General features: G+C 69.9%; 2 protein-coding genes and 1 pseudogene. All 3 read right to left on the bottom strand.

Annotation, left to right across the window (positions count from 1 at the left end):
- A pseudogene (locus tag FRZ03_RS39365) lies at positions 1–458 on the bottom strand (hypothetical protein); the annotation flags it as partial.
- Entirely contained in the window at positions 451–1,815 is a 1,365-nt protein-coding gene (locus FRZ03_RS27705) for a TrpB-like pyridoxal phosphate-dependent enzyme (RefSeq protein ID WP_146467862.1), read from the bottom strand. The gene FRZ03_RS27705 and the pseudogene FRZ03_RS39365, both read right to left, overlap by 8 nt.
- Entirely contained in the window at positions 1,815–2,090 is a 276-nt protein-coding gene (locus FRZ03_RS27700) for an acyl carrier protein (RefSeq protein ID WP_146467880.1), read from the bottom strand. The genes FRZ03_RS27705 and FRZ03_RS27700 overlap by 1 nt, the downstream gene beginning before the upstream one ends.
- Positions 2,091–2,097: the final 7 nt, after the last annotated feature.

The raw sequence follows: 2,097 nt of genomic DNA, 5'->3' as shown, positions 1-2,097 counted from the left end.
GCGAGTTCGGCGGGGGTCAGGTGGCGGGTGAGCGGGCGGGCGCTGCCCCACGGCGTCTCGTTGTGGTAGCCGTCGATGACGACGGCGGCGGCGTTCTCGTCCGTCTCCAGCAGGAAACTGTGTTCCATGTGGCGCTGCCCTGCGTAGGGCACCCACGGCAGGTGGTAGGCGTCGGCGACGATGTAGCGCCCTGGGGCGGGCACCGGTGACTCGCCCGGTCCGGTCCGCTCCTGCGCGATGATGTCGAGGCCCAACAGGGCTGCCGATTCGTGTATTTGGTCTGTCACGGATCGCTCTACCGTGGGCAGTCCCGCCGCGCCCGGCGTGGGCCGGAAGCGCAGTACGGCGCCGAGGCCGAGGTGGGCGTGCGCACCGTGCCAGCGGTCGGCGAGGATCGCCAGGTTGACCTGGACGCAGTCAAAGAGCCGGCAGTCGGTGGTGATCGGCAGGTCAGTCACGGCCCGCCCCGATTCCGATGGGCTCCTGAGGTCTCTGCAGACCGCTCATGGCGCGGAGCAGCTCCTCGGGGTCGGGCGCCACGTCGCTCAACTCGCCGTCCAAGAGCTGCTGGTAGGCACCCAGGTCCAGGTATCCGTGGCCGCTGACGCACACGACGACGCCCCGCTCGGAGCGCAGCAGACCGCTGTTGGCATCGGCACCAGCCGAGGCCAGCCGGGCGGCGGCCGCGAGGGCGTGCCCGGACTCTGGCGCGGGCAGCACCATCTCGCTGCGGGTGAACAGGCGTCCGGCATCGAGCGCGTCGACCTGGCCGATGGCCGTCGCGGCGATCTGGTCGCGGTGCCGCATGGCTGACAGCACCTTCGCGGCGCCGTGGAAGCGCAGGCCCGCGGAGTGCGAGTCGGGGATCGGATAGGAGCTGCCGATGGTGTACATGGCTTCCATCGGGCCGGTGCCGGTCGCGTCGGTGCGGTCGTAGGCGTACCTTCCCCGGGTCAGCTTGGGCGTGGTGCTGGACTCGGCGGCCAACAGCAGTGGTGCACGGGTGCCGGTCGTCGCGGCGTCGGCGAAGAACGGCAGGGCGATCCCGCCGAAGTTGGAGCCGGCCCCGACGCAGCCGACGACGGCGTCGACCTCCGCCCCCAGCGCGGCGAGCTGGTCGCCGGCCTCAAGCCCGATGACCGACTGGTGCAGGATGCTGTACGTCTCCCCGCTGCCGATACAGAACGCGGCGCCCTCGGTGCGGGCGGCGTACTCCACGGCCTCGCCGATAGCGAGGGAGAGGCTGTTGACGCCCGCCTGGCTCTGCGCGGCGATTTTGGTCAGCGGACTGGGGCTGGCATGCACGGTTGCGCCGAGGGTGCGCATGAGCGTGCCCCGGTAGGGCTTGCGCTGTAGGCTGTTGCCGACCATGAAGACTGTGCACTTCATGCCGAACATGGCGCAGGCCGCGGCGAGCGCGGTACCCCACTGCCCGGCCCCGGTGCCGCTGACGAGTTCCCGCACGCCGGCCTTGGCGTAGTAATAGGCCTGCGCCAGCGCGGTGTTGAGCTTGTGGCTGCCGGAGATGTTGCCGCCCTCGTACTTGACGTAGATCGGCACTCGCGCCCCGACGGCGCGCTCGAAGCGCTCGGCCCGCCACAGCGGCGTGGGCCTGAAGGCGCGGTACGCTTCGATGACCTCGGCCGGGATGTCCCAGTGCTCCTTTTGCAGGACGCTCTGGCGCACCAGTTCCATCGGGAGGTTGACCTGGACACCGCCGCGCCCCGTGGTCTGCGGTGTGCGGTCCGGCGGCGGTTGTTCGTTGAGGTGCGGCAGGACACTGCGCCATGTGGTGGGAAGGTGCGTGGCGCCCATCAGGCCGCCTCCGCCCCAAGCAGCACGACCTCGATCAGGTCGTGGACGGTCTGGAAGCTGCGTCCGACGAACAGGTCGTCGGGCAGGACGATGTCCAGCTCGTCCTCCAGCAGCACCAGCATGCCGACGAATCCCAGTGAATTGACGTGGAGTATTTCGCCGTTGAGCGGCTCGTGGTCGTCGATGTCGGCGGGCTGTAGGGGCAGGCGGGACTCGGCGAGCACCACGCGCTTGACGGATTCGGTGACCGCCGTCCGGTCCAGTCCTGTGATCATTGAATGC

This window comes from Streptomyces misionensis, from assembly GCF_007896895.1.
Lineage (GTDB): Bacteria > Actinomycetota > Actinomycetes > Streptomycetales > Streptomycetaceae > Streptomyces > Streptomyces misionensis_A.
This window is presented reverse-complemented; position numbering and strand designations above follow the sequence as displayed.